Below are 6,485 nucleotides of genomic sequence, written 5' to 3' on the forward strand. Positions count from 1 at the left end.
AAAGTCCTTGGTGGTGGTAATTTTTTTTGTATCGTCAAAGTCGCGACGCGCACCCAGCAATAAACAAAAATTAGCCAGTGGCAAAAACCGCTGACTGGATGCTTTATTCGATTGCAAAATTTGGGAGTTTTGAACGGTGAATGAGAAGTTAAAAACTTGATATATCCCTCGCGGGGGAGGGCTTGGAGATTTGGGAAGCAATCTCCAAAATCCCAACTATTTTTGGCGATCGCGCTCCTGCCATTCTTGATATTTTCTGGTTTCTGCTAAAGCTGGATTGATGCCAAACCACCGACCTTCTAAATCGCGGTATTCAAAGACAAACATACTTCGCAACAAGATTTGAGATTCTTCTTCGCCGGTTACACTTTGTCGGTTGACAACTTGAAACAGCAGTTCCCATTCTGTGTCATTAATAGCTCCGAGAAGATCGTCGCGATATTCTTGAATGACACCTTCGAGACATTCGCGAGAGAAGGGGGGGTCTTCGTGCTGCAAACAGCTATACAAAAGCATCAGTAGATTGCGAACGTGACCGCCGCTAATCCGGCAGAGCCGGTCTAAAGTTTCGGGACAATCAAAGACTTTGGAAATTAAATCGATGCGTTGAGCGGGATCGACGGTGGGGAAAGCTCTAGCTAAGACTAACTGTCGCAGCAGTGCCATTCCTTCCTTGTGGTCGTCGCCCGATCGCCGGAGCACCGGTACCATCGGCATTACCTTGGGTTTGACTCCAAATCGACTGGCGAGGCGGCCGAAGTCGTTGGAAAAAATCAAAGTCAGGGGAATGGTGTAGACGACGTGGCAATTGAGTTTTTTCAACTGTTCGCCGCGGTCTAAAAAGAGGTATTCTGGCTGGCTGCGTCCGCTGGGTTTGAGGGAGGGGTCGAGGCGATCGAGGTTGTCAACGATGACTGCGAGTCCTTTTTTGCCTTTGTGTTTGAGTTCGGCATTTGCTCTGTCCAGGAGTTCTTCGTTGATCGACTGCAAGATGCTGTTGGTGCGGGGTTCGAGATATTGTCTGAGTTGCGATCGCAGTTTGGGAGAGTCTTTAGTTTTAGCAGTAACTCTAGCAATGCCTACAGATAACTCGGCTTCTGCTGACAAATCGATCGGAGTCTGCAAAAATTCTGCCACTTCTGCAAACAAATTAGAAAAATAGCTCGGTCTGAGTTTGATTTTTGCCGATTCCATAGTTTCGCTGACTTGGCGCGCAATGCTCAGCAAAATATCGCTGATATCTACATCCCCCATGTCTAAGTCTTGGGAAGACTCGAAGTAGACAACGCAAAAACCCTCTTGTTCGAGTTCAGCTTTGAGTCGAAACAATTCGGTAGATTTGCCACAGCCGATATGTCCTGTAAATAGCTGACAGGTTGGCTCGTCGGGGGAGATCCGGGTAATTGTTCGCTGTAAAGATTCAATGATTTTGCCACCGCGCACGGAACCAAAATCAATGTAGTATTGATAGTCTCCAGGGTCTCCCGCGACGAGGGTCTTGCTCGGGTTGCAGGCTTTATAAAATCTGTCTAATTCGAGTGCGATCACAATTCAAGCCGACTAAAAGTGATAAAAGTTAATCGAAAGTCTAAACTTTCTTGCCTTGAGTTTAGTTTGATTTGTCACCTTTTGCCCTGTGGGGTAATGCCCTAAATACCCAAACAACCTCTATCTGCTAATCAACATGGCGGCGCGGGAATTGGGAATTTTTAATTAAGCAATTTTAATTACCTAGCTGGATAAGTGATTTTACGGAGATTGGCACTCCTTCTGGGTAATTTTGCGGGGATCTGATTAAATGGTAGGGGAGAAAGGGTCTGCAGGGCGCGAGATTAAACAGTTTTGAATTTGTGGTAATCCTTAATTACTAAATTGTCAAGAGGTAGATGGCTAATTTTGGAGCGGTTTCTCAAACAGAGTTAGGGCGCCGGCGCCAAGAGTTGCGGCGCCTCCGTCGCGATCGAGCGGTGGCTGTGGTGTGGCAAACCCTGGCTGCGAGCTCAATAGCCTCATTTTTGTTGTGGTGGATGGCGCAGCCCACTTGGTTAATTGCCCGATCGGAACAAGTGAATGTCGAGGGCAATCAGTGGCTCTCTGACAAGGCGGTGCGCTCTTTGGTGCCGCTTTCTTACCCGCAGTCGTTGTGGGGGATTCAACCGCAGGCGCTGGCCGAAAAAATGGAGTTAACAGGCCCTATAGCCAAAGCAAAGGTGACTCGTAACTTGTTTCCACCTTCTTTGACTGTGGAAGTGGCAGAAAGGCTGCCGGTGGCGGTGGCGCAGCCGACGGCGATGTTGAGATCCAAAAGCGACAAGGAAAAAGTGGGATGGCTGGACGCTCGCGGGGGGTGGATGCCGTTGGAGAGCTATACTGCAGCGGCGCGATCGCACAATAGTTCGATCGAACCGGGCAGCGATCGAGTCCGGCAGCCCCAGCATTCTTTGCCAACTTTAAAAGTCATCGGGCCTTTGGAAAAGTACCGCGCCTCTTGGCCGAAGTTTTACCAAGGACTAAGCGGCTTGACGGTGAAAGTTTTTGAGATAGATTGGCAAGACCCCAGCAACTTGATCTTGAAAACCGAGATCGGTACCGTACACTTAGGGCCGTACAGTTCCTCCTTGACAGGCACTCAACTGAAAGTTTTAGACCGAATGCGACAATTGCCAAAACAGCTAGATTCGAGCAAAATAGCCTACATTGACTTAAAAAATCCAGCAGCGCCGATCGTCCACTTGCCAGAACCCCCCCCTAGTTTGGAGAGTGCAAGTCCCCCACCAACTCGCGGTCAGAATTGATTTTCTGTCAACAGAAGGTAGAAACTATCTGTCATCCGGCAGAATTTTTACCGCTCTGGATAGATACGCAGGGCTTGACATAGGGACAATTGTTTGATTCGGCCCCTTTAGGAAAAAAAAAATCAGGATTTTTTTCCCATCAAGAAGCGTCTCCGGCTAGTATCGATTTTTTGTTCGTCTGCAAAGCCCTACAAATGCCGAAGGCACGAGCGCCGGAATGGACCAGGGGCGAGGTACGGGCGATCGACACTCCGCAAAATCCGAGATTGCTAACATTCAGCCTCGAACTGTGTTAGTTTTTCGGCAACTTTAGCCTATAGTTGATGTGAATTGGCGTTTAGTTAAGTTAAAAAGCTGTAATCTACTATCCCCGACTCTAATGAAGCTTAATAATAGACAGGGGTCTGACCAAGACAGTCCCCCTTCGGAAGAAGTAAAAAATTTTCCGGTGGCTCTCGATTCCGCCAATCCGTTTAGACGCAAGTCTGGTTATGTAAATGTAGATAGTATTGATATCGATCCTATGGTGAATCCCAAAGACATAATGCCCAGCAGTGCCGCGAGAATCAAAGTAATTGGTGTCGGCGGGGGTGGTGGCAACGCCGTTAACCGGATGATTGCTAGCGAGATTTCTGGGGTCGAGTTTTGGTGCGTGAATACCGATTCCCAAGCTCTGGTGCTGTCAAATGCTCCCAAACGCTTGCAAGTCGGACAAAAGTTGACGCGCGGCTTGGGTGCTGGAGGAAATCCGGCGATCGGACAAAAGGCAGCAGAAGAATCTCGCGACGAAGTTGCTAATGCTTTGAATCACGCGGATTTGGTGTTTATCACAGCCGGCATGGGCGGCGGTACGGGCACGGGTGCGGCTCCGATTGTCGCTGAAGTAGCCAAGGAAATGGGCGCGTTGACTGTGGGCATAGTTACGCGGCCTTTTACGTTTGAGGGACGGCGGCGCACCAGCCAAGCCGAGGAAGGGATTGCAGCTTTGCAAACCCGGGTGGATACATTGATCGTGATTCCTAACGACAAGCTGCTATCGGTGATTTCGGAACAAATGCCGGTGCAAGAAGCTTTTCGAGTTGCTGACGATATCCTGCGCCAAGGGGTTCAGGGTATTTCTGACATTATTACGATTCCCGGTTTGGTGAACGTTGACTTTGCTGACGTGCGGGCTGTAATGGCAGATGCGGGTTCGGCGTTGATGGGCATCGGGGTGGGTTCGGGCAAGTCGCGGGCTAGGGAGGCTGCGATGCAGGCTATTTCTTCGCCGCTGCTGGAAGCTTCGTCTATTGAGGGCGCTAGAGGTGTGGTGTTTAACATCACTGGCGGTACTGACATGACTCTGCATGAGGTGAATGCAGCGGCTGAGACGATTTACGAAGTGGTCGATCCGAATGCGAATATTATTTTTGGAGCGGTGATTGACGAGCGGCTTCAGGGAGAAATTAAGATTACTGTGATCGCTACTGGTTTTTCGGGAGAAGTTCCGCCTCCTCCCGTTCCGGGGCGCACTCAAAATGTGAATGCTCCTTGGCGGGCTGCAACAGTGCCTGTGACTCCTGCTCAACAGACGCAGGATACGAAAATTAAACCGCAAGATTTGGGATTAGATATTCCTGAGTTTTTGCGTAACCGTCGCCCACCCAAATAATTTGAGATTTGGGATTTTAAATTTTAGATTTGGGATTGTGGATTGGGGATTTGGGATAAATCTAAAATCTCAAATCTGAAAAATCTAAAATGTCAATAGATTGTGGATTTTTGATTCTAAAAAATCCACAATCTCCCATCAAAAAAATCTAAAATCTCAAATCCCAAATCTCAAATCTCTAGGGTTTGTCCGGGTTCTGGTTCGAGGAGTTGGGTGGAGAGTTCGGATTTTGCAAGTAAATCGCGAAATTCGGGGATGCTGCCGATCGATCGCACTAACATTGGTAAAATACCGGTGGCTCGGATATCTCCTGCTGTTGTCGGTAAGAAAAACTTCGGTTTGAGAGTTTCGGCGAGTTTGAGGGCTTCTTTGGGGCCGATGATGACTTGTCCGAGGAATGGGAAGATTTGACCGATGACTGGGGCGATGGCTACGTCTACCGTGTCTATTTTCTGTTTGACTTTTTCTAAGGGCGGTAAGTGCGGTTCGTAATAAAGTGTCTCGCCGCTGTTTAAATCTTTGAGCAAATAGCCGTTTTCTTCTTGTCCCGGCTGGATTTCGGCTCCGGGTACGGCGATTATTTGTAATAATTCTTTAAATTTAAACTCTTGCCAATTGGCTAAAGATGTGATATTAGTGTAGCCCAAACTGCTGAGGACTTTGGCGGCGGTGGGGGAGGCGATGGCGGGAATGGTGCGATCGAGCTTGGAGAGTGTTGGTCTGTGACAGTGGTCGTCTAAGCCTTGGGAAATGAGGATAAGGTCGATCGGCGGTAAGGTGTCCGGCGTGAAGGCGACGGGGGTGTTGTGGTAGGCGGTGAACAGCCAGGGTTGACCGTAAAATACCAGGGGATCGATTAGCCACGGATCGACGAGGATGGTTTGGCCGGCAATGTGGAAGATCCAAGAGTTGAGGTCAATGCGGGTGAGTTTCACTGTTTTTGGCAATAATTCTTTACAATTGGTTTAATCATAGCTAATTTTGTTTGGGAATTTGGAACCACAAATGGAAGCCAATCAACGCTGACGAACGCGGATGAGATGGGATGTGTATGGGAAAATGGGGATTTATTGGCGGTGGAAAAAAGATGGTGAAATCGAGGATTCCTGTGGCTTTGACTGTGGCCGGTTCAGACAGCGGCGGCGGCGCCGGGATTCAGGCGGATTTGCGGACTTTTGCATTTCACTGCGTTCACGGTACGAGTGCCCTGACTTGCGTGACGGCTCAAAATACCTTGGGGGTGATGCGGGTGGATGCGATGGCTGCGGAGGCTGTGGCGGCTCAAATTGAGGCGGTGGTTGGGGATATTGGGGTGGATGCTGTGAAGACTGGGATGCTGCTGAATCGGGAGATTATGACGGTGGTGGCTTCGCAGGTGGAGAGTTTGAAGATGGAGAACTTGGTTGTCGATCCGGTGATGGTTTCTCGATCGGGCGATCGACTCATTGACGATGGGGCGATCGCATTTTTGCGGGATAATTTGATTCCTTTGGCGACTTTGGTGACTCCGAATCGGTTTGAAGCCCAGATTTTGAGCGGTTTAGAGATTTTTTCTCTAGATGATATGAAAGCGGCGGCGCAAGAGATTTATCGATCGGGCGCAAAAGCTGTTTTAGTCAAAGGCGGCGGGATGGCTGGAGATTTGCGCGGGATTGATGTTTGGTTTGACGGTATGCAGTTAGAAGTGTTGAAAACTGAGAATGTTGAGACTGGGAATACCCACGGGACTGGTTGCACCTTGAGTGCTGCGATCTGCGCTAATTTAGCATTAGGTAAAGATTTATTTACCTCGGTAACATTGGCTAAAAATTATGTTACCAATGCTCTGAAATATGCTTTAGATATTGGAGCAGGTCAAGGGCCAGTAGGGCATTTTTTCCCGCTTTTACCGAAGTAAGAAATTATTTTTTACTGGTTATTGGTTATTGGTTATTGGTTATTGGTTATTGGTTATTGGTTATTGGTTATTGGTTATTGGTTATTGGTTATTGGTTATTGGTTATTGGTTATTGGTTATTGGTTATTGGTTATTGGTTATT

5 protein-coding genes are annotated in these 6,485 nt (G+C 48.3%); 3 read left to right on the top strand and 2 right to left on the bottom strand.

Annotation, left to right across the window (positions count from 1 at the left end):
* Positions 1 to 216: 216 nt before the first annotated feature.
* Positions 217 to 1,548 carry a P-loop NTPase fold protein gene (locus IQ263_RS20090; RefSeq protein WP_194069643.1) on the bottom strand — a complete coding sequence of 444 codons (1,332 nt, stop codon included), beginning with the start codon at positions 1,546 to 1,548 and terminating at the stop codon, positions 217 to 219.
* Between the two features lie 338 nt (positions 1,549 to 1,886).
* Here IQ263_RS20090 and IQ263_RS20095 point away from each other — a divergent pair, with 338 nt between their 5' ends.
* Both IQ263_RS20095 and ftsZ read left to right on the top strand, forming a co-directional pair.
* Positions 1,887 to 2,795 (top strand): cell division protein FtsQ/DivIB, encoded by a 909-nt coding sequence (locus tag IQ263_RS20095; protein ID WP_194069645.1) that lies wholly within the window; start codon positions 1,887 to 1,889, stop codon positions 2,793 to 2,795.
* A gap of 379 nt (positions 2,796 to 3,174) precedes the next feature.
* Positions 3,175 to 4,446 (top strand): cell division protein FtsZ, encoded by a 1,272-nt coding sequence (gene ftsZ / locus IQ263_RS20100; protein ID WP_194008792.1) that lies wholly within the window; start codon positions 3,175 to 3,177, stop codon positions 4,444 to 4,446.
* 170 nt (positions 4,447 to 4,616) lie between these two features.
* Here ftsZ and IQ263_RS20105 read toward each other — a convergent pair whose 3' ends face one another.
* Positions 4,617 to 5,381 (bottom strand): MBL fold metallo-hydrolase, encoded by a 765-nt coding sequence (locus IQ263_RS20105; protein WP_194069647.1) that lies wholly within the window; start codon positions 5,379 to 5,381, stop codon positions 4,617 to 4,619.
* A 152-nt stretch (positions 5,382 to 5,533) separates the two neighbouring features.
* Between IQ263_RS20105 and thiD the strand changes: the two genes are divergently transcribed.
* Positions 5,534 to 6,343, top strand: coding sequence for a bifunctional hydroxymethylpyrimidine kinase/phosphomethylpyrimidine kinase (gene thiD / locus IQ263_RS20110; protein ID WP_194069651.1), 810 nt, complete (start codon positions 5,534 to 5,536; stop codon positions 6,341 to 6,343).
* Positions 6,344 to 6,485: the final 142 nt, after the last annotated feature.

It is taken from the genome of Tychonema sp. LEGE 06208, from assembly GCF_015207505.1.
Lineage (GTDB): Bacteria > Cyanobacteriota > Cyanobacteriia > Cyanobacteriales > Microcoleaceae > Microcoleus.